This is a genomic window from Bythopirellula goksoeyrii, from assembly GCF_008065115.1.
Lineage (GTDB): Bacteria > Planctomycetota > Planctomycetia > Pirellulales > Lacipirellulaceae > Bythopirellula > Bythopirellula goksoeyrii.
In genome coordinates this window covers 3,078,950-3,100,502 of sequence record NZ_CP042913.1, presented here as the reverse complement: position 1 = coordinate 3,100,502, position 21,553 = coordinate 3,078,950, and the positions used below count along the sequence as shown (strand labels likewise).

Annotated in this window: 16 protein-coding genes; 7 read left to right on the top strand and 9 right to left on the bottom strand. The window is 52.5% G+C overall.

The window, feature by feature from the left end; translation table 11 throughout:
- Positions 1-2: 2 nt before the first annotated feature.
- The 3 genes from purN to Pr1d_RS12315 form a co-directional block, all read right to left on the bottom strand.
- Positions 3-644, bottom strand: coding sequence for a phosphoribosylglycinamide formyltransferase (gene purN / locus Pr1d_RS12325; RefSeq protein WP_210417968.1), 642 nt, complete (start codon positions 642-644; stop codon positions 3-5).
- Positions 641-4,198 (bottom strand): isoleucine--tRNA ligase, encoded by a 3,558-nt coding sequence (gene ileS, locus Pr1d_RS12320; protein WP_148073810.1) that lies wholly within the window; start codon positions 4,196-4,198, stop codon positions 641-643. The genes purN and ileS overlap by 4 nt, the downstream gene beginning before the upstream one ends.
- Before the next feature lie 113 nt (positions 4,199-4,311).
- Complete coding sequence (locus tag Pr1d_RS12315) at positions 4,312-4,584, bottom strand: hypothetical protein (RefSeq protein WP_148073809.1); 273 nt, start codon at positions 4,582-4,584, stop codon at positions 4,312-4,314.
- Between the two features lie 281 nt (positions 4,585-4,865).
- On the opposite strand from Pr1d_RS12315, the gene Pr1d_RS12310 reads away from it, so the two are divergent.
- A complete protein-coding gene (locus Pr1d_RS12310; protein WP_168205202.1) occupies positions 4,866-6,158 on the top strand; it encodes a metallophosphoesterase family protein in 1,293 nt (430 codons plus the stop codon).
- Positions 6,159-6,215: 57 nt separating this feature from the next.
- Complete coding sequence (locus Pr1d_RS12305) at positions 6,216-9,671, top strand: AAA family ATPase (protein ID WP_148073807.1); 3,456 nt, start codon at positions 6,216-6,218, stop codon at positions 9,669-9,671.
- Positions 9,672-9,678: 7 nt separating this feature from the next.
- Here Pr1d_RS12305 and glpK read toward each other — a convergent pair whose 3' ends face one another.
- Both glpK and Pr1d_RS12295 read right to left on the bottom strand, forming a co-directional pair.
- The gene (glpK, locus tag Pr1d_RS12300) at positions 9,679-11,181 is read right to left on the bottom strand and encodes a glycerol kinase GlpK (RefSeq protein WP_148073806.1); all 1,503 of its coding nucleotides are present in this window, start codon (positions 11,179-11,181) and stop codon (positions 9,679-9,681) included.
- 140 nt (positions 11,182-11,321) lie between these two features.
- Entirely contained in the window at positions 11,322-12,224 is a 903-nt protein-coding gene (locus tag Pr1d_RS12295; protein ID WP_148073805.1) for a glycerophosphodiester phosphodiesterase, read from the bottom strand.
- Between the two features lie 161 nt (positions 12,225-12,385).
- On the opposite strand from Pr1d_RS12295, the gene Pr1d_RS12290 reads away from it, so the two are divergent.
- The 3 genes from Pr1d_RS12290 (at position 12,386) to Pr1d_RS12280 (ending at position 16,265) form a co-directional block, all read left to right on the top strand.
- Positions 12,386-13,849, top strand: a complete 1,464-nt coding sequence (locus Pr1d_RS12290; RefSeq protein WP_148073804.1) for a glycerol-3-phosphate dehydrogenase/oxidase — start codon at positions 12,386-12,388, stop codon at positions 13,847-13,849.
- A gap of 132 nt (positions 13,850-13,981) precedes the next feature.
- The gene (locus tag Pr1d_RS12285) at positions 13,982-14,740 is read left to right on the top strand and encodes an MIP/aquaporin family protein (RefSeq protein WP_148073803.1); all 759 of its coding nucleotides are present in this window, start codon (positions 13,982-13,984) and stop codon (positions 14,738-14,740) included.
- Between the two features lie 310 nt (positions 14,741-15,050).
- On the top strand, positions 15,051-16,265 hold the full coding sequence (locus Pr1d_RS12280) for an IS256 family transposase (RefSeq protein WP_168205201.1): 1,215 nt from the start codon (positions 15,051-15,053) through the stop codon (positions 16,263-16,265).
- Between the two features lie 106 nt (positions 16,266-16,371).
- Here Pr1d_RS12280 and ltrA read toward each other — a convergent pair whose 3' ends face one another.
- Together ltrA and Pr1d_RS12270 are read right to left on the bottom strand one after the other, a co-directional pair.
- Complete coding sequence (ltrA, locus tag Pr1d_RS12275) at positions 16,372-17,850, bottom strand: group II intron reverse transcriptase/maturase (protein ID WP_148072169.1); 1,479 nt, start codon at positions 17,848-17,850, stop codon at positions 16,372-16,374.
- Positions 17,844-18,215, bottom strand: a complete 372-nt coding sequence (locus Pr1d_RS12270) for a hypothetical protein (protein ID WP_148072168.1) — start codon at positions 18,213-18,215, stop codon at positions 17,844-17,846. Before Pr1d_RS12270 ends, ltrA begins: the two co-directional genes overlap by 7 nt.
- Positions 18,216-18,899: 684 nt before the next feature.
- Between Pr1d_RS12270 and Pr1d_RS12265 the strand changes: the two genes are divergently transcribed.
- Entirely contained in the window at positions 18,900-19,109 is a 210-nt protein-coding gene (locus Pr1d_RS12265; RefSeq protein WP_148073802.1) for a hypothetical protein, read from the top strand.
- Between the two features lie 105 nt (positions 19,110-19,214).
- Here the strand turns inward: Pr1d_RS12265 and Pr1d_RS12260 are convergent, their stop codons facing one another.
- Positions 19,215-19,397 (bottom strand): hypothetical protein, encoded by a 183-nt coding sequence (locus tag Pr1d_RS12260; protein ID WP_148073801.1) that lies wholly within the window; start codon positions 19,395-19,397, stop codon positions 19,215-19,217.
- Positions 19,398-19,792: 395 nt separating this feature from the next.
- On the opposite strand from Pr1d_RS12260, the gene Pr1d_RS12255 reads away from it, so the two are divergent.
- Positions 19,793-20,437 (top strand): hypothetical protein, encoded by a 645-nt coding sequence (locus Pr1d_RS12255; protein WP_148073800.1) that lies wholly within the window; start codon positions 19,793-19,795, stop codon positions 20,435-20,437.
- Between the two features lie 579 nt (positions 20,438-21,016).
- On the opposite strand, the gene Pr1d_RS12250 is transcribed toward Pr1d_RS12255, so the two are convergent.
- Positions 21,017-21,553 (bottom strand): hypothetical protein, encoded by a 537-nt coding sequence (locus tag Pr1d_RS12250; protein ID WP_148073799.1) that lies wholly within the window; start codon positions 21,551-21,553, stop codon positions 21,017-21,019.

Below are 21,553 nucleotides of genomic sequence, written 5' to 3'. Positions count from 1 at the left end.
ACTCATTGCCGTTCACCGAAAGTCACGCGCCGACCTTCCAGTTGAATTCGTCCTGCTGCAAGCAGCTTAAGCACATGGGGATACGACTCCTTTTCTGCTTCAAACACTCGAGCGGCAAGAGAATCCGCAGTGTCGTCGTCGAACACCGGGACCGGTTGTTGCCAGATGATTGGTCCACGGTCGTATTCATTGTCGACGAAATGGACTGTGCAGCCAGTTACCTTTGCCCCGTAGTCTAACACCGCCTGATGGACATGATGACCATACATGCCATGCCCACAAAATGACGGGATTAGTGCTGGGTGGATATTCAACACGCGGCCAGCAAAATCGTCCGGCACGGGTGCAAGTTTTAAGAATCCGGCCATGGCGACGTAATCCACCTCGGCCTCACGGCAAGCGTCGAATATAGTGGATCCATATGCCTCATCTGTAGCGAACTGCTTTCGCTCAAAGACAGCCGATGGAATACCTGCAGCTTTAGCATGTTGCAGTCCCCCTGCCCTCTCGGTACTCGAAATCACAAGCCGCACGTCGATGGGTAGCGTTCCCTCGGCTGCCAAATCGAGCAAGTTCTTGAGAGTTCGGCCACCACCGGAAATCAGAACTGCGAGCTTGAGAGGTTTGCTAGTTTGCCGATTCACGATGACACTCGTAGGTAGAGTTCCACATCGGCATCGCCAATCTTAGTTGCTATGGGTTCTACATCTTCCAATGGTTCAAAGACAATGCGAACTGAAAGTGTTTCTTGTCTGATACGGTCAAGAAATGTTTCAATGGCTGACTGAAGATCTGCGGAATCTGTTACTATTCCAATTTCAATTCTATCCGTAAACTCACAACCTATTTCTTTTCTTCGATCTTGCACAAGGCGAATGAAATCTTTGATCCAGCCTTCTGCCAAGAGTTCCGGAGTGACTTCGGTGGCCAGCACTACGACCACTCCCTTGTCGTTTGCCGAGGTCCAGCCCGGTTTGGCCTGAATACGAAACTCGACTTCCTCTGCCGTCAGCGCGATTGGTTGGCCATTGATCTCGATATTGATCTGCCCATTGTCTTGGATGTTGGCCAACAGCTCGCTGCCGCTCTGCTTGGCGAGAACTCCCTTAACTTTCGGCATCAATTTGCCGAGCTTCGGGCCCAAGAGCTTGAAGTTTGGCACGACTTCGTGATCGACGTATTTCTCGGGTTCATCGCTGAATTCAACAGCTTTCACGTTGAGTTCCTCGGCGATCACCCCCGCGTGATCCTCGAGCCATGCTTGGTGAGAGGTATCCGCCAAGATAACTTCCACCTTAGAAAGCGGCTGACGGACCTTGAGCTCTGCCGCGCTGCGGGCCTGTCGACCCAGCGATGAAATCAGGCGAACCAAGTCCATCTGTTCGGAGAGCGACTGGTCAACTGCTGAGGCATCTCCAACGGGGAAGTCACACAAATGCACACTTTCGACGACTGATTGATCTTCCAGTGCCTCTTTGAATGGAAACACAGCAAGGTCCTGCCACAATCGCTCGGCCAAAAATGGCACGAACGGTGCAGTTAACTTTGTTGTCGTAAGCAAACATTCATAAAGAGTCCAATAGGCGTCGAGTTTGTCAGTCGACCGCTTTTCTTTCGCCCAGAAACGATCACGACTCCGCCGGACATACCAGTTGGACAAACCATCGATAAAAGATGTGATCGCCTGACAGGCTCCGAAATTATCAAAAGCGTCCATTCGCTCGACCACGATGGCGCAGGCCGCGTTGAGTTCACTGAGAATCCAACGATCGAGTTCGCTCCGCTCTGCAATCGGTCGATAGGATTCGGCGTTGGAAAGAGTTTCCGCGTCCAGTTGAACTGGTCGCTCCGGTGACCATGTAGCGGCTGATTCACCTAACTCTTTTGCCGGATCAAACTCGTCGATATTTCCGTAGATCGTGAAAAAGCTATATACGTTCCACAGCCTCAGCAGAAACTCGGGGATGCTGTCCTTGATCGAATCTTCGCTGTAGCGAATCGAGGTCCATGGTGGCTGATTGGCAAACAAGTACCACCGGAGGGCATCGGCACCATACTTGTCGAAGATTTCATTCGGCTCGCGGTAGTTCCGCTTGCTCTTGGACATTTTCTGGCCGTCTTCGCCGAGCATGAGGCCAAGGACGATGCAGTTTTTGAAGGGATGGGGATACGGGGGACTGGGCACTGGGGACTGGGGAGAATCGACAGACTCACCCTTACCAAACATTAACGTCGAAATCGCTAGCTGGCTGTAGAACCAGCCGCGGGTTTGGTCGAGGGCTTCGCTGATGAAATCGGCGGGGAATTGAGATTCAAATTGTTCTTTTGCGGGGCCTGAATCCTGGCCCCGATATCCCCACTGGGCGAACGGCATCGCGCCGCTATCGTACCAGCAGTCGATCACCTCGGTGACCCGCCGCATGCGAGCACCTTTAGCAAAGGGAGATTCATAGATCACTGCATCGATGTAGGGCTTGTGAATCCGTAGATCATCAGGAAGATCGGGATTCTTTTGTTTCGCTTCTTCCCATACCTCGAACCCAGTCGCTTGCGGCTTGGCCAGCAACTCTTCATAGCTCTCCACCGCCTCCATCTTTCCTGTCTCGTCACAAACCCAGATCGGCAGCGGAGTTCCCCAATACCGTTCGCGGCTCAAGGCCCAATCGACGTTCGATTCGAGAAACTTCCCAAATCGACCCTCTTTGATGTGTTCGGGGAGCCAATTGATCTTCGCATTATTGGCGAGCATCTGGTCCTTGTATTCGGTCGTACGAACGAACCAACTCTCACGGGGATACTGAATAAGCGGATCTTCCTCGGCCCGCCAACAAAAGGGGTAATCGTGGAGATATTGTTCTTGGTGGAAGAGCAAACCACGTGTCTTGAGATAGCGGATGATGTCCTTGTCGCAATCTTTGACCCAGCGATTTCGCACGATCTCAGGCGCGTCTTCCAAAAACTTGCCATCGGCTCCGACACAGTTTATGAGTTGTGGCCTACTACCTGGATGAAATCGCTCTCTCTCGTTCAAAAGCACATCATAATCTACTTCACCAAATGCTGGAGCTTGATGAACGATGCCTGTTCCACTGTCCGTAGTGACAAAATCTGCCCCAACTACTCGCCAACTAGTGTGTTCGATGTTCTCACCCTTTAAATTCGGGTGGACCAAGCGACCTTGGTAATAGCCAAATCTTTGATCTCTATCTCCATGTAAAGTCTTTACGCCAACCCATTTCTTTTCATAAAAGCAATCAAATGGCGGCTTATACCTTCGACCAATCAGGTCTTTTCCTGGGAACACATTGTCGCCAACAAACACGGGCCCCTGCCCTTTTTCAACTGGTCCCGATTTTTTCTGCTTTAAGTTGTACTTGTCGATGACTGTAGCGACACAATCGAGAGCAACTATTAGTTTTCGTTCGACATCTGAATCAGGATCTTCTATTTCGGTGTATTCGATGTCAGGATGCACCGCTGTAAATTGATTACTTGGCAACGTCCAGGGGGTGGTGGTCCACACCAACAGCGAAGTATCCGTTTCTTTGCCGTCATCATCCAACAGCGGAAACTTCACATAAACACTCGGATCCGCCACCTCCCGGTACCCCTGTCCCACTTCCCCCGCCGAGAGCGCCGTGCCACCCTGTGCCCACCACCAGACTATTTTGTGCCCGCGATAAAGTAGTCCACGATCAAAAAGCGTCTTGAGGCTCCACCAGACGCTTTCGACGTAGCTCTGGTGATAGGTGACATACGCCTCATCAAGATCGACCCAGAAGCCGAGCCGCTCGGTCAGACGACGCCACTCTTGCATGTAGCGCCAGACACTTTGCTGACATTTCTGGATAAAGGGTTCGATGCCAAAGGCCTCGATCTCTTCTTTGGAGTGGATACCCATCTCCTTGCAGACTTCCACTTCGACCGGCAAGCCATGCGTGTCCCAACCCGCCTTGCGGTCGCAGCGATAGCCACGCATCGTCTTGTAGCGGGGAAACAGATCCTTGATGGCCCGAGTCAAGCAATGCCCGGGGTGCGGCATGCCGTTGGCTGTGGGCGGGCCTTCATAGAATACAAATGGTGGCGCACCCTCGCGGGCAGCGAGCGACTTGTGGTAGATGTCGTTCTCGCGCCAGAATTCTCCAACAGCCAACTCGCGAGCGGGAAAACTTTCATTCTTATCGATTGTGGGAAACATGGAACCCGATTGTCGTTCGTCAAGAGGCAAATGTATTCACAGCAAGAACCAAATGACCAATGACCAATCAATACGCTGGTCATTGGTCATTGAGAATTGGTCATTCACTTGTTTCAGTCATCATCGAAATCGGGGTCATCATTGAACGGAGCATCGCCGTCGTCATCGTCACTATCATCTTGACCAAAAGTATCTGGGAACTCGTTGTCCTCGGTCAGATCGTCTTCCCAGTCCTCTTCAAAGTCGTCATCAAAGTCATCGTCGAAATCGTCGTCGTCGAAATCGTCGAAAGGATCATCCATCTCTGCTAGGATATCCGTCGTCCTTCCTGCCAATTCCCATGATTCTTCGAAAATGGGCTCCGCCTGCTCGGGCAAAGCTAGCACTCCGCACTCCATCCGCTCACCTATCTCTAGAAATAAGTATCAAACTAGTTACAACCCAACGTAGGATGTACTCAGACAACATACCAATTGCTGGGCAGAATTCGACCTAAAACGTTTACTGCCAAGCAATTATTGTAGGCGCGGATTCTGACTCAAGACAGCAGGTCTTGTCAAGTTCGCACCATGAGGTGGAAATTCTCCACTTCCCTCGGCCTCTTCCAAGCTGAAGTTGGAGAAAAACGAGGTTCGGAGTAAACTCGGCGTCTGAAACCATGAAATCCATGACAACACAGCCTGCCGTAGGCGTTGTCTGCAAGTCGGTCGGCAAGGAGGCTCCGATGTCGTTTCCCCCGCTACGCTTCGTTCACGCCAGTGATTTTCACTTGGAACGCCCCTTGGGAGGGGTCGCAGAAGTTCCGCCAGACAAACGAGAATTATTCCTCGAAGCCCCGTTTTTGGCCGCCAGCCAGGTTTTTGAGACCGTTCTCGCCGAAGGGGCCGATGCCCTGCTGCTTTCCGGTGATTTGCTCGATCCCGAGTTGGCCGGTCCCCGGGCGGTGGTTTTCCTCCGAGATCATTTCCAGCGTCTTGCAGATCATAACATCCCCGTCTACTGGGCTTGTGGAGAAGTAGATGCCGGGGATACCTGGCCAGCCTCTGCAACGCTCCCCGAGAATGTCCATATTTTCCCCGTTGGCCACGTGGCTGATTTCGAACTACTTCGAGATGGTAAGCCAGTGGCGCGAATCCAGGGCATTAGCCGTACCCAAGGGGTCACTCCCGACGACAGCGGGTTCTTCTGCGATGCGACAGGGCTATTTACCGTCGGGGTCGCTCATGGGACCGCTGCCTCCCCCGGAACCGAGGGAGACCGAGTCGACTACATGGCCCTGGGTGGCCAGCATCATCGGCAAACGGTGGATCAATCTCCCGGAATCGCTCATTACTGCGGTTCGCCCCAAGGCCGCGATCCCAGTGAACCGGGGCCGCATGGTTGCACTCTCGTCTTGGTGGATGACGCGGGACATATAAAAACGAATTTTGTCGCCACGGATGCGATCCGCTGGATTACTGAAGTCGTGGATATTACGGCCGGTACCGACGAAGATGCTCTCATGTCGCAAATTGAGGATCGAATTGGCAAGCTGAAAACCAAGCACCATGGCAGCGAATTGCTCATTACTTGGCAGATTACTGGATGCGGCAGCGTCGTCAATCACATTCATGCGGGCGGCATAAGCGACAAAATGGTCGAAGTGCTGCGAAACCGCTATGCTGCCCATTCGCCGGGAATTTGGACCGTGGGCATCGAATGTAACGCCCCATTGGACGTACCTCAGGAATGGGTCGATGAAGAAACGATTATGGGGGATTTGCTGCGAGATTTTCGCAAGCTGGAAGAGGATCCTGACATATCACTTGATCTGGATGAATTCCTCCCAGCGGAATACCGCGAAGCCTCGTTGGCCGAAATAGCCAAAGTCGAACCCGAAGATCGCGCTGAACTACTCTGGGCAGCCTCCAAGCTGGGCGTCGATCTCATGGATGGCGAAGAGATACTAATCGGCGCATAACCGCGACTCTGCGAGTCGCAGGGAATCGAACTCACATAAAGAATTGAGCTAAGTAACATGAGAATCACGGAAGTTCACATCGATGGTTTCGGCGTGTGGCACGATCTCCAACTTGGCGGGATCTCTCCAAGCTTGACAGCCTTTTACGGTGCTAACGAAGCCGGCAAGACCACGCTGATGCAGTTTTTGCGCTCGGTGTTGTATGGAGTCTCCGCGACTCGGCGGAGTCGCTACCTCCCGCCGGTCAACGGAGGTCGACCTGGCGGCACTCTGCAACTCTCCGACAACCAGCAGGCTCTGACCGTCGCTCGTTATGCGGACCGAGACGTTGATGACCTGGGCCTTGTGACCATTATCGACGAGGAAGGCCACTCCACGGGAGATCGTCTGTTGCGCGATGCACTCGCGGGCATCGACGAAGTCACCTACGAAAACATCTTCGCATTGGGACTCGGCGAAATCCAACGGCTTGGCTCACTCACAGATACCCAGGCTGCGGAATGGCTCTATCGGCTCACTTCGGGACTTGACCGGGTAAGTCTCTACGACGTGATTCAAGGATTGCGCAAGACTCGTCAGAACCTTCTTTCCAGTGGGAAACAGAATTCCCTCATCACAGATCTACTCACTCAACGCGAAGTACTTCGTGGTGAGATCAGCCAACTTGCCCAGCAAAACCGGCGTTGGTCGCAGCTTGCCGTGCGGATCGAGGAACTTGACGCTGAAATTGTCGACCAGGAAACTGAAGTCACCGCTGCAGAGCATCAAGCGCGCACGGTAGAAATTGCCGTGGGTCTGAAAGAGAATTGGCGGCGGCGTGCAAAACTCACTTCGCAAATCAATCAATTCAGCGGCGCGATTCAGCTTCCTGAGGATGCGGCTTCGCGACTCGACTCGCTTAACGGAAAAATTGAGGAGCACCAACGAGAGGCTGACATTCTCGAAGGTCAGCGGCGCCAGTTGAAGGAAGAGACTGAACGGCTGGGAATCAATGAGCTTCTGGTAAAGCATGCCAGTCGAATTGAAGCGCTCGCCGAACAGCGAGACTGGCTCATATCGCTTGACCGCCAGATCGGGGATCTCAATGGTGAGTCTCAAGAGCTTCAGAAACGACTCACCACGGAACAGGAACGACTGGCAACGGCTCTGGGGATCACCAGGGCGGGACATCTCCAAGAGATCACCAATACAGAATTTGAGAGTCTTCACCCACTGCTGGACGAGGTTCAGGCAGCTCAAAAGAAAATCGATCATGAAACTAAGGAACTCGCGACTCTGACCGAGAATGAGCGGTCACTCAAATCCCGCATCGAATCGGCAATCGTTGCGGGCGAACATCATGGCCTGCCGATGGATCTGGAAGAGGCAAGCGACTTGGTCGCTCGTCTGCGGCGTCGGATGCAAGTCGAACAACGGCTCGAACAGGCTCGTAGCCATGAGCTGGATCTGGAGCAGCAGAGTCACGAGCTCTTGGAAGACCAGGTTTTGCCCTTGTGGATGTTCGGCTGGACGCTGGCGGCGGTAGTGCTGGGGATGTTGCTGGTGGGCCTGTGGCTGTGGGTTCCCAACAATCCTTTGGGGAGCCATGGCAGCCTGATCGCATTAGCTGGGCTAGCGTCTACGATTTTCATGTTTGTCTTGAAGTACTTCATCGAAGATAGCGCTGCCGACAAACTCGATGCGTGCCAGCGACAGATGGAATCGTTGGCTCGCCAAGTGGAAGAAGCCGAGCGAGACAAAAAGTTGCTCGACTCGGAATTGCCGATCACCGATGGCTCGGTAGTCTTGCGACTGCAAGCGGCCGAGAAGCATCTGGCAGAACTTGAGAACGTGCTACCGGTGGAAGCCCAACGAAAACGGGCTGGTCACGAGGTTTCCTCAGCAGAAGCTCGCCTCGTCCAAGCCAAGGCTCAATATGACAAAGCGCTCTCAACCTGGCAAACCAAGCTTGTGGGACTCGGATTCTCTGAGAAACTTGATCCTCGGCGGTTCGTGGCGGTCACCGAGCGTTTTTCTGCACTCGGCGATCTGGATGAGCGAGTCAAACTTCGCCAGGAAGAGATTGTTGCCCGCCAACGAGAGCATGCCACTATCACACGTCGGATTCACGACCTTGCTATAGAGGTCGACTGTGTGCAGTCCGACGACGAAGGCGAAGTTTCTACCATCGACCAATTGGAAACTCTCATTGCCGAACACAAGAAACAGCTTGCCGATATTGAGCGCCGCGAGCAACTCTATGAACGTGCTCAAGAACTCAAGGCCGAGGAAGGTGAACATCGCCAGACCATCGCTGGAATTCGCCGGCGCCGAGAGGCTCTTTTCCAGGCAGCCGATTGCGAAGACGAACCCGCCTATCGTCGCCTTATCGAGGAGCAAGAACAGTCCCAAAAGCTCCGCAGCCAGCGAAAACGAGTCACTCGCGAGATAGCTGCCGCTATTGGCACCCACGCTCCCGAGGAGACCTTTGCAGAGTTACTTGCAACCGAATGCATCGATCAGCTCGATACCCTTTGGGAACAGTATTCCAACAAGCTTGATGAGACGCAAACAGAGCTCAAGAATTTGATTGACCAACGAGGTGCCTTGCGACAGGAACAGCGGGCGCTGGTTGAAGATAGATCGCTTGCTGAAAGACAGCTCGAATTGAGTTGTCTCGAAAAGCAACTCGAAGACGCACGTCAAACTTGGCGAGAACATGCAACGGTCAGCCGGGTGCTGGAACGAGTTCGCCACCACTACGAAGCCAATCGCCAACCGGAAACCCTCTCCGAAGCAACTCGCTACATGTCGCAGCTTACTGGTGGAGAGTACCGACGTGTCTGGACACCGATTGCCGACGACATTTTGCTAGTGGAAAACGTAGCCGGTGAGTCGCTGACTGTCGACAAACTTAGTCGCGGCACCCGAGAGCAATTGTTCCTGAGTATTCGTTTGGCGGTTGTGTCTACATTTGCCAAACGGGGTGTACGCTTGCCGATGGTTCTCGATGACGTGCTTGTTAATTTCGACGCTATTCGTGCGCAGCGAGCCGCTGCAGTTATGAAAGATTTCGCCGAAGGGGGACACCAACTGCTGGTCTTTACATGTCACGAACACATGTGGCAAATGTTTAAAAATCTCGACGTTGATTGCCGCCGCTTACCGAGTCGCACGGGCATATCGCACGAGATTATCGAAGATCTGCCAATCGAGGAGCTTGCAGAAGAAATCGCCGAGGAAATGGAAGAACCAACACCACAGCCTAAGAAGTCGCGTAAGCGCCGACGCGTGAAAGTGCAGCAGGTCGTTGCGCCCGAACCTGTGGACTTCTACGATTATCCGTTTGTCGAACGGATTGAAGAGGAAGTGGTTCGGACTCCCATCGCTCAACCGAGTAGCCCAATTGTCGAATACACCGTTCCCGCCTCAGAAACCACTTACGAATGGCTAATTGACGCAGAAGAGGAATTGCACGAGGAGCGACTCTATGAGCACGCCTACCACGATCACCTTGAGCCACATCGTGCGTAAGTGCATTTCAGGCAGTTGGTTCGCCATTCACCCAGTTCTTAGTTCGCTCAATAGCATTACCCCAGCGGGATCGTAGTTCTGCTGCCTTCGAGGCAGCCATCTGTGGCTCAAACCGCCTATCGACTTCCCAGTGATGAGCAATATCATCCCGGCTGTTCCAAACACCACTTGCTAGGCCGGCCAGATAGGCGGCCCCAAGAGCAGTGGTCTCGGTAACCGTGGGGCGAACTACAGGAATCTGGAGTATATCCGCTTGAAACTGAAGCAGCGCATTGTTCACACTCGCCCCACCATCGACGCGTAGTTCTTTTAAACTAACTCCGGTATCACTTCGCATGGCATCCAATAGATCGGCCACTTGAAACACGATCGAATCCACAGCCGCTCGGGCAATATGCGCGGCAGTAGTTCCACCCGTGATGCCGATAATCGTTCCGCGGGCATAAGGATCCCAATGCGGTGCCCCCAGGCCGGCGAACGCGGGTACTAGGATCACACCTCCGCTATCGGACACGGAGTTGGCCAGGGATTCCACCTCGGAAGCCGATTTAATAATCCCTAGTCCATCGCGCAACCAACTCACAACAGCTCCTCCTACAAAGACACTCCCCTCAATTGCATATTCGATCTTGTCGTCGATCTTCCAAGCAACCGTGGTTAAGAGATTATTTTCCGACACGGCCGCTTCGGTCGAGGTATTCATCAGCATGAAGCAACCTGTGCCGTAGGTGTTCTTCGTTGCACCTTTCTCAAAGCATGTTTGGCCAAATAAGGCGGATTGCTGATCCCCCGCTATGCCTGCGATCTTGATACCTGCGAGCGGTTGTGAAGAGTCCACCTCACCATATACCTCGCTGGATGGCCGGATTTCAGGCAAGATACTTCGCGGAACTTGGAACAATTCTAAGAGTTCTTCGTCCCAATCCCCCGTGTGGATATTCATCAGCAATGTACGCGAGGCATTCGAAACATCCGTTATATGAAGTTGGCCACCTGTCAGCTTGGAAACGAGCCACGTGTCAATGGTTCCACAGGCGAGTTTGCCAGCCTCCGCCAATGTGCGTGCCTGCGGGACATGATCTAAGATCCAGGCGATCTTCGTGCCACTGAAATAGGGATCAAGCAGCAAGCCGGTCTTCTCACGAACCGTCGGCAGATGGCCCGCCAAACGCAATTCTTGACAAGTATCTGCCGTGCGCCGATCCTGCCACACAATGGCCGGATGAATCGGCTCGCCACTCGCGCGATCCCACACGACCGTGGTCTCGCGCTGATTTGTAATTCCAAGAGCAGCTATTTCAGAGGGATTCAACCCCGCAGTCTTGAGTACTTTCGCCGCCACTTCCAATTGTGTTATCCAAATCTCCTCGGGGTCATGCTCCACCCAACCTGGCTTGGGATAGAACTGCTTAAATTCCTTTTGCTCGACGGCTTTGATCTCGCCTGAGTCGGTAAATACGATTGCGCGCGAGGAGGTCGTACCTTGATCTAATGCGAGCAGAAAAGCCATCGAGATAACTCCCTTAATAATGCGCCGAATGGATTGAGATAGTTGAGGAAGAGACAAATGAATTCTGTTGCATTGAATTGATCATTGCAAGCAGCAATTCAAGAGTAATCGATTCATTGGCGAGATTAACGGTTAATAAGCTATTCTTTACCAATGGCCTGTGTCGTCGTAGAACGTTCCTCATCAGACGGAACCTCAACCGGAGATTGTTTAGCTTCGGTTTTCGAGACCACTAAGGCTTGTCGCAGGAATCCCGGACGATTGGTCGTCACTGAATCAAATCCAAATTCTATCAACTGCTCAGCTAACTTGGGGTCATCGACAGTCCATGCATGAAGGCCAAGGCCCGCGTCACGACAGCGTGCCACCACATCGGAATTGATGACTTCTAGCTCGGCCTTCAAGTCCAGACCGTCAGCGTTAATGCTTGCTGCAGTTTTGAGGACGTCATCGATAGTTGGCATCCATTTTCCTTGTTGCTTGTCTTTCTTGAAACCGACGACCCAAAAGGTTTCGATATCTGGCATAGTCTGTTTGGCTACTTTTACGACATCCTCATCAAAGGAGATAATCTTTAGTTGGGAAAGCGGGATCCCCGAGTCAAGGAGAATTGGCTTTAGAATGGGAAGGATCTCCGGGCCGCATTTTATCTCAATAAAAAAGGATTTCCCAAAGGGAATAGTAGCCAAGACATCTTGAATCGTAGGAATGCGCTCATTTGCGTACTGGCTGTCCTTCCAACTACCAACGTCGAGCTTCTGTAGCTGTTCAAGAGTTGAATTCGATACTTTCATATCGACATCACTGACTCGCTTGGTCGTTTCATCGTGAATGCATACGATCTGCTCATCCGAGGTGAGGTAAAAATCTCCCTCAATCGCATCTGCGTCTTCTTCCCACGCCAATTGAAAAGAACTGAGCGAATTCTCTGGTGCTTCGGCCGACGCACCACGATGTGCGACTAGCAATTGAGCATGAATCTGGGAATTGATGCCGATCGTGTGGCAGACAACTAGAACAAGAAACCAAATCGATTTATTCATGGCTGTCTCATCATTCAGTGATACTGAACCTAAGAGTGGAGACCGTTACTTAGGGGCAATTTAGACTCGACTCCCTCCTACTGGCTAGTGCTGCTAAACAAACTTCGATACGCTATAGGCACTTTGTGGAATCAAGGAGCCTGTTTTCGGGGAGAATACCCATGTCCACAGCATCCCATGATCCTAGCGTACCGGGGAAATTCGATGTTCTTGTGATTGGAGGCGGTATCGTGGGCTCCGGCATCGCTCGAGACGCCGCGATGCGAGGTTTGACGACCGCCTTGATCGACAAACAGGATTTCGCCGCTGGCACTAGCAGCCGATCAAGCCGACTGCTGCATGGAGGGATTCGCTATCTGGCTCAAGGAAAAATTGGCTTAGTCCGTGAGGCGAGCCGCGAAAAGATGGTTATCCACCAGATCGCCCCTCATCTGGCTGATCCTTTGCCTTTTATTTTTCCCACGCATAAACGATCGACGTGGTCACTATGGAAACTTGGGATTGGAGTGAAGATTTACGATCTCCTTTCTGGTGGGCGGAACTTAGGGAAGAGTAGTATCCTCACACGCAAACGAATCCTAGAACTGCTCCCTGGGCTACAAACTTCCAAGTTGACAGGTGCCGTGCGCTATTTCGACGGCTTGACGAATGATGCACGCTTGGTCTTGGACACGCTCCGGTCGGCAAGTCATCACGGAGCCTCCATCACGAACTATGTGCGATTCGTCGACGCCCATCCGGAGAATGGTCGCTGGCGGTGTGACCTGCAAAACACGCCGTCTCACAAGCATTATGAAATCTGTGCTAAGTGTGTTATCAATGCGACCGGACCTTGGTCACATGATCTTCCTCATTCTGAAACTACATTGCGGCTCACCAAGGGAGTTCACCTAGTCGTCGACCGATCACGCCTCCCCGTGCCGGATGCAGTAGTGTTTGCAGAAGGTTCTCGAATCCTATTCGCCATTCCCTGGGGCGAACGGGTAATCTTGGGGACCACTGATACGGACTACGACGAACCGATTGACTTCCCACACTGCGATCCCGAGGATCAAAAGTACGTGCTGGACGTAGTGAACGATGCGTTTCCAGCCGTAGCCTTAACAGAGAACGACGTGATTTCCACTTGGGCCGGCTTGAGACCCTTAGTTGCGGACAAACACGGCAAACCCTCAGACATTTCTCGTCGCCATGAGATTAAGATGAGCCATCCTGGCTGGTGGGACGTGACTGGAGGCAAACTTACGACCTACCGTCTAATGGCTGAGGAAACCGTAGATGAGATCGCCGACTATCTCAATATTCCTTTGAAGCCATGCCGTACTGCAACAACGCCGCTATTAGAACAACGAGATTCCGTTCAAGTGAGCGGAATTGAGCCTCCCGAAGTATGCCAAGAGGCCGTTGAACACTATTGTCAACGGGAATGGGCAGTCCATCTTGAGGATGTGATGATTCGACGTACAAGTTGGCGCTACTATCACTGCGAACATATGGATATCGCAGAGAACGTGGCAAAGTGGATGGGCAGAATCCTGGATTGGAGCTCAGAAATTACAACCCGTGAACTGGAGCACTACAAGTCGCTGACTGATTCTGGCTTCGCCAGTACTCCATCTTCATAAGTGGCGTTCTCAGACGAATTGAAGTTGTTGCATGGACGGAATCTTTTGAAGTTTGTATCGAGTCATGAAGGTTCTTCTTTGTGACACAATGTGACTATTCTCAATATCATACATTTCTTGGAGCAAAAGAAGATGATTGCTTACGCAGGTGAATTCCTGGGAACATTCCTGCTGGTTTTGCTGGGCAATGGAGTTGTTGCTAACGTTGAATTATCTGAGACGAAGGGTCACAGCGCCGGTTGGATTGTAATCACCTTCGGGTGGGGCATGGCCGTGTTTGTTGGCGTCTGGTGTGTGGGCCCGATGAGTGGTGCCCATCTTAACCCGGCCGTTACCTTAGGGCTGGCGTCAGCAGGTGAGTTTGCTTGGGAGGAAGTCGCGGGCTACATTGCAGCTCAAATGGTGGGAGCCATAGGAGGCGCAATTCTTGTATTTCTTGTCTACAGGGATCACTATGCCGCAACCGATGATGCCAACGCGAAACTTGCCACGTTCTCAACTGGCCCGGCAATCCGACGAACGAGTAGTAATCTACTAAGCGAAACCGTTGGTACCATGGTCTTGGTGCTGGCCGTCCTCCTTACGGTCGAACCAACTCTACTGGCAGAGGGTCCCATGATCGCAGGTCTCGAGATGCCCAGTGCTAAAATCGGCTTGGGCACACTCGGAGCACTTCCAGTTGGATTGCTTGTGCTCTCGATTGGCTTATCCTTAGGAGGCACGACCGGCTACGCAATCAATCCTGCACGCGACTTGGGACCTCGCTTGGTTCACGCGTTGTTACCGATACCTGGAAAACGTGATTCCGACTGGGATTATGCCTGGGTACCTGTCATAGGCCCACTTTCAGGTGCGATTTTGGCCGCCGCTATCTACTCGCAAGTCGGCTAAGCGATTTGCGGGTAGCCTAAGGACAATACCAGTTGATGATGATTTCAGAGAAGCAGCCTTTTAGAAGAAAGCTCGGCATTCGTGAATTCACGAGGCCAGACAGAAAACCCCGAGAAACAGACTATTGCTCGGGGTTCAAAGAGCATGCAAGCTCCCTGTAAACAACACTGTTCGTAAGAGAATAATCTATCTCACTCGTGTTAAGTAGTTAGATAACGTCCTAATTATTGCGCAGATTGTTTGGGCAGCCCCTGCTTGGTAGGAATTGGATTGTTACGATTCATTCCCCCAAGCGAAGGAGACTGCCACGATGGCGAGTTTAACAGGAAGTACTGAAAACGGAAGCATGGTTCAGATCGACGAGGCTCAGATTCGAGGGCACGTCGACGAGGTGGTTCGCAAGAGCGTCGAGGAGACGCTCAATGGACTGTTGGAGGCCGAAGCTGATCAACTCTGTGGAGCGAAGCGTTACGAGCGGAGCCCCGACCGCGTGGATACGCGGGCCGGGTCATACGATCGCGGACTGCAGACAAAGGCAGGCCAAGTGACGCTCAAGGTTCCTAGACTCCGCAGTTTGCCATTTGAGACGCAGATTATTGAGCGGTACCGACGACGGGAGTCGTCGGTCGAAGAGGCGCTAATGGAGATGTACCTCGCCGGGGTGAGCGTTCGCCGGGTGGAGGACATCACCGAGGCGTTGTGGGGAACACGAGTTTCTCCGAGCACGGTGAGCGAGCTGAATCAGCAGCTCTACGAGCGGATCGAAGCCTGGCGAAACCAGCCGATCGAGGGCGATTTTGCCTACGTGGCCCTGGATGGTATTTGGCTGAAACGGTCGTGGGGCGGCGAGGTGAAGAACGTGGCGGTATTGGTTGCCGTGGGCGTCGACCAGGACGGCTATCGGCAGGTTCTGGGTGTTTGCGAAGGGACGAAGGAAGATACCGAGAGTTGGCGGAAGTTCCTCCGGCATCTCAAGGAGCGTGGCCTGAAGGGAGTTCGCCTGGTGACCAGCGACAAGTGTTTAGGGTTGGTAGAAGCCTTGGGCGAGTTTTATCCGGAGGCAGACTGGCAACGGTGTGTGGTCCACTGGTATCGCAACGTTGGCTCGGAAGTTCCTCGTCATCGAATGAAGGAGGTGATGGCGATGCTCAAGGCAATTCACGCGCAGGAAGACCGCGAGGCGGCCAAGAAGAAGGCGGGCGACGTTGTGGAGAAGCTGCGAGCGATGAAGCTCACCAAGGCAGCCAAGGTGGTCGAGGAGGGCGTGGGCGAGACGTTGCGGTACATGTCCTATCCTCGCGAGCATTGGACGCGGATTCGCACGAACAACGCTTTGGAGCGATTGATGCGCGAAGTCCGCCGGCGGACGCGCGTCGTGGGTGCCTTCCCGGACGGCAACAGCGCATTGATGCTGGTATCCGCAAGACTGCGACACGTCGCTGGTACCAAATGGGGCACCCGCAAGTACCTCGATATGGAGCGATTGCAAGAGACAACGAAGGAGACCAGCGGAGTGGCCTCGTAGGCCGCGCACGCCCCCAACTCGTCGAGTAGGCCCGGGGGATCTCTCCCCCAAGCCTCTCACAGAACCGGACTTGCGGGTCACGCATCCGGCTCTTCAAGTTGCTGCCTTAGGTTTCAAACAGTCGTTGCTGTTTGATGAAGACCTGTCGGGAAGGGTTCAAGGCATGCCAACGGTCGGTGAGCGGCATCAATCGTTCGGCGAACCAGGCGTTGGAATACGCCTGATGGATGCCATAGCTGACACTGCGTCTCCAAACGCCAGCACGAGTGAAGGCGGTCTTAGCCGCCGACTTCCGAGAAACGCCACGTGTTTGCAGGTGGCGGAACAGATACCGGTCCCGCTTCTTCTGACGAATGATAATCGCCCGAATACGACGCCGAATGTGGGCGTCGAACTTGTGGAGCGGTCGCAGGGAATCTTCGGTACACAACCGAAAGTATCCAATCCATCCTCGCAGGTAGCGTTCGGTTCTCTCGAAGCACGTCGACAGCGATTGACCCCAGACTCGTGGCGTTAGCTCACGAATACGGGCATCCATTCGCTCCTTAGTTCGGCGAGAGATTGCCACCATGACTTGGCCCTCGGCATTCTTGCCGAGTTGAAAGCCGAGGAAAGTTAGATAATTCGGACCCGTGACGGAACTCTTGTCTTCATTGACCAGCAGACGCAAGCGTCTATCAATGAATTTACTGACGGAGTCCATCACCCGACGACCGGCACGTTCGCTTTTCACGAACACGCTGAAGTCGTCGGCGTAACGCACGAACCGAAGTCCACGACGTGCCAGTTCCCAATCGAGTTCGTCAAGAACTACATTGGAAAGTAGCGGAGAAAGCGGACCACCTTGCGGTGCGCCTTCGGTCGTGGCCGTTCGTGTGCCATCGGGCAACACAACCTTCGCCTTGAGCATGCCATGCACTAGCTTTAGGAGACGCCCATCCTTTACGTGGTTCGCCAAGCGGTTTAATAGCCGCTGGTGGTGAACACGATCGAAGAACTTTGAAAGGTCAATATCGACCGTCCAGGCATATCCTTCTGCCAGATATTGCTTGGCCGCAGCAATGGCCGTTTGTGCACCACGCCTCGGACGGAATCCGTGACTGCTGTCGTGAAACGTCGGCTCGAAGATCGGCTCCAAAACTTGGAGTACGGCCTGCTGAACCCAGCGGTCCACGACATTCGGAATACCTAGGCCCCGATGCCCGCCACCGGACTTGGGAATCCAGACCCGGCGAATGTCGCCAGGCAGGTAGGTACCCGAAAGCAATTCACGGCGTAGCTGAGCAAGCAGTTGGGGCGAAGCCTCAACCACTTCCCGTACACCACGTCCGTCCACACCTGCCGCACCTTTATTGCGCGCGACGTTAAGCAACGCCCGGGCCAAATTAGACACCGAGGCTACTTGTTCCAGTGACCGACTTGTGTCGTCGGCTACCCAGGTGGCTGGATGATCTACCTCCTTGGTATTCGCTCTGAGCAGCAGGTGCGACTTTCCCTTGGATTCGTCCGAGGTTCTCTCGTCCTTGCCCCCATGCGGGCTGTCGGCAAACGCGAAAGCCAGTTGGCATGTTCCAGCACTTAACAACTTGTCGCCCCCTTCGCTCCACCGGCATTACCCAGCTTCAGCACTACTATGGGGCGATCCGACTTCTCTGCGGGCATCAACCGGTCGTCGTTGCCTTCTTCCGGAATACCGATAGGCGGACCCGCAGAGATCTCCTGGGGTAAGATCGAACAATGTCCTGCCGCCTCCGCCCTCACTACTCCTCGGCCACCAACGGATATCGGGCGTCGCGCTGGAAGGCACGCTAACCCAGGTCCGAGAAGCCCGTTTGAGGGTTCACTTACGTTCGGTGCTGCAGTTCGGCTACGGCTTCCTCCCCACACGCCCTCGCGGGATAGACTTCGATTGTCCAATGTCCAAACTCCGTCTCGTGCAGTTGCTTTCACCTCGTGGTTACCTCCGTTAGGATCCACAGGGGACTTCCACCCTCAATCGCTCGACCATGCCCAGCGCACCCTCCGCTGCTACGCAGCTACGGAGTTGGGGGCGGACCTACCGACAGGGCTAAACCCTAAAAACAAATGTGCGCATCTTGACGGACACTACCTGACAAATGAGTCAATATGTGCAACCAGCATGTTAACTTCTGGGGAAATGTTAATCAGAGATTCCGAGACTTTTGGCCGGAGATTTCGCACATGCGATGGCAACCTTGAAGGTTCCGTTCGGCCCCAGGATCTCTCCCTTGAAATAGAGATCCCCGGCCAGGGCGACCAGTCCTCGCAAACTCTGCGAACATAGGATCGAAAAGCAAAACGCCCGGCGGCCGAATTCTCGGTGCCGGGCGTTGACTGGTGTGGTGGTCGGTTTCGTAGAAACCAAAGAAGCTCCCCGGGTAGGACTCGAACCTACGACCCAGCGGTTAACAGTGGGGCTTTTACACCTATAGGCTAATGCCGAAAACACCTAAAATAATAGTGGTTTGCTATCATTCTATACTTGGATGAGACTCTTGCAAAGCCTATTATCTGATTGCATTGTTTATCGGGGAATAGTGGTAGTTTCAAGTATGCCATCTTCGCTTTTAGGTAGTTTACCTATCGGATTAGATCGCGGATTCAGGGTGCTCAATGGCAGACAAGTCGCAATACTTCGAGGGAGTTATTCACGCCGATGCCGTCTACACACTTGAGGAAGTGAAGAAGCGTATGCGATTAGGTGCCGCCGCTTTGAGAACTGCACGCCGCCACGGGTTGAAAGTCCATAGAGTCGGAAGTCGCAACTACATCATTGGTAAGGAATTCATTGACTACATCAGCCAGACGGAAATCGTCTCATAGATCAACATGGATCATCGAGGATGCCTCCAGAATCGATGCTGACGCCTGATAGGTGTTCTCACACCCGCTCCGCCCATGACGCCACACAACACGCTGCTGCTCTGGTCATTCATCGTCGGCGTGACCCTGATGATTACAGGCATCGTGGCCAACCGTTTCCGAGGTGGCCAATTGCTTGACCTGCCCTACTGATATGAGACAGCCGCCTTTGTGGCCTACTTCGCTGGAATCGCAGTGGTGCTGATCGGCAATGTGGTTGCCTGGATGTACATGTAGTAGCTGGCCCATTTGTCAGTGATACCCAACCGAACTCCGGAGACTGGGAAAGACGATTATGCCGATGCCCTATACATTGTGGATATATTGGAACCGGAAAACTGATCCCGAAGCAAAGCTTATCAGCGGAGATATCTATTTGCATTGCCGGAACAATTAAATAATCCTTTCGAATATCGAAATCGGTTTACGTTTCCATCTTCGTCTGCTGAGATAGATATAAGCGTTCGCAAGATGTGTGATGCCATGTACCATAGTTCTAGCAGCTCATCTTGCGTTGAAGCGGAAGGATTGAGTGCTGACTCTACTTCGACTAGACTGCTCCTAACTAATGGTATTGATCAAGATACATCCTGTAGCTACTCGCTTCGCGATTATGCTTTTTAGCTTTGAATGAGAGGTCAAGAATGAGAAGCATCATCATTTCATCTTGTGTTGTGCTTATGAATTTCCAGCTAATTTGCAGTAAACTGCCTGCAGAAGATAAAACTGAAAAAGCTGAGCGAGTTATTGATTTGGTAGTTGAGAAAGCACCCAAGAAAGTGAAAAATAATTCACTAATCGGCGAATATGTTGACAATCGAATTATTCCATTTTTCGATCTAGAAGAGGTGTTATCTAGATCAGATGATTGGGAGGTTGCCGATAACGATTCTTCACATGATTACAAACACACCAAGACTGGCATGAGAGCTCAGTCTCGGATATCAGGCGACCACTCAATAAAAAACCCAAGAACGGGAGAGAAGGTTCTCGAAGTATATGCCGATCTTTCATTTGTCTTTGAAATCGACGACGAAGAACAGAAAAAAGTTTCGAATGAATTGCTGGAGAAAATATTAGACTACGAGTCAGTCAGTTCAAAGAAGAAAATCATTAGATGGATAAAGGCTGGTGCACCTAATGGTGATCTCAAGCTCTCAGATGAGAGAAGCGTTTCAATGTGGTTCAGTAAGGGAGTCAGCGGCTTTACATATAGTTTAAGGATTGCACATTACATGGTTGACGAAGATGGTGAAATAATTCGCAGCAACCTAGGGAGACGACGTTGAGTTATTCGAAGCTATTGGCCTCCGTGATCGACTTGACTGTCAAATTATAGCTTGGGGATTGGAATCTGCGAGGAGCGTTGTCGCCGTTTTAGAAGGCATCGGCTTTGATGTGTCCAATTCGTTTCTTGAAGACCCAATTCTAGCTTCGGTCCGCACAACCGCTGACGATAACTGCCTCCCGCTAAGTTCGAAGGCTTTATCGACCGCGGCTAGTTGGGCATTCCCAACTAAGTTCCGAGATTTGGCACTCCGCCGCGAGGTAGTATCAGCCAGATTTATTCCTAGGTCATCAATCTGGCCGGGGCGGAACTTCTTTCGTAAAGCACTCTAACGTGTCTATAACTGGGCCGAAATTGAGCCGATCTATCGGCAACCATGGAAGGAATCGCAAGCGAAGACTGTGGAGGCCCACCAAGCGGCTGCCAAGCGGCGAGGTGGTGGCTAAAGCACGCCGGACGCGTCTCACGTCGAGGTCCTCCTACGCCTGACAGAGGACGTGAGTCTTAACTGCGTGTTGCTGTTGAAACGATCTTGATGCCTCTAACTCGCGGTGGGTCAGGCTCTACGAGCGACTCCTTGCTAGGGCTCTACCAAGTGGAAGACTTTCATAAATGGTGAAAGCTCATCTTCCCAAATCTGCTTCTTGTTTTTCACTTTGTTGAGAATCATATCACGGATGAACCATGGATTGATCGTGAAATGACCCTCCCCAATCACGACACGCTTCTGCTGTTGACCAGTCAGGCCCCACTTGTACTTTTCACTCTTATTTGGCATTCCGCGATGAGCAAGGCCATTTCGCCAGCACGTCCAGAACTCGTAAGCATCGTCGGCAGGGATCTCCAGATCCTTGCCGATTAATTTGAAGACTTCGTGCCCTTCTGAAAAACTTTCCTCCTGCCCAATTTGGGAAGTCATTCTCAAATACTTTTCGTAAAGGAAAAGGCAGACACTGAGACACACAAAAGCCTCATGGCCATTCATCCTCTCCAAAGGCTCAATGTACCAAAGCTCAATCAGTTTCTTTTTCGAGGTGTGTTCTAGCTTGATCGATCTTGAACCACCGGTTGACCCTGAATCAGGCGGGTTTCCCGTGATGCTGTGATTGTCAGTCAT